1 pseudogene is annotated in these 318 nt (G+C 28.0%); it reads left to right on the top strand.

The window, feature by feature from the left end:
* Positions 1-4: 4 nt before the first annotated feature.
* Positions 5-214 (top strand): annotated as a pseudogene (locus FS736_RS23525) (heavy metal translocating P-type ATPase); the annotation flags it as partial.
* Between the last annotated feature and the right edge of the window lie 104 nt (positions 215-318).

Below are 318 nucleotides of genomic sequence, written 5' to 3'. Positions count from 1 at the left end.
ATGAATTCATTTCTTGACTCTTTCAAATAATACTATGAGAAAAATGGTGCAAAACTTATGGTGGGGTGCAGGTTATAATATTGTTGCTGTACCTTTAGCAGCTGGTATTTTAGCATTTATCGGCTTGATTTTATCACCAGCTGTAGGAGCAATATTAATGTCTTTAAGTACAGTTATAGTAGCGATTAATGCTTTTACATTAAAATTAAAATAAAAGATAGGAGTTTTATTATGATTAAAAAATTATTTTTTATGATATTAGGATCATTACTAATATTATCAGCTTGCTCCAATAATGATGAAAAAGATAAAGACACT

This window comes from Cytobacillus oceanisediminis 2691 (assembly GCF_007678455.1).
Taxonomy (GTDB): domain Bacteria; phylum Bacillota; class Bacilli; order Bacillales; family Cytobacillaceae; genus Mesobacillus; species Mesobacillus oceanisediminis_A.
The sequence above is the reverse complement of the archived record's forward strand: the minus strand, read 5'-3'. Positions and strand labels throughout refer to the sequence as shown.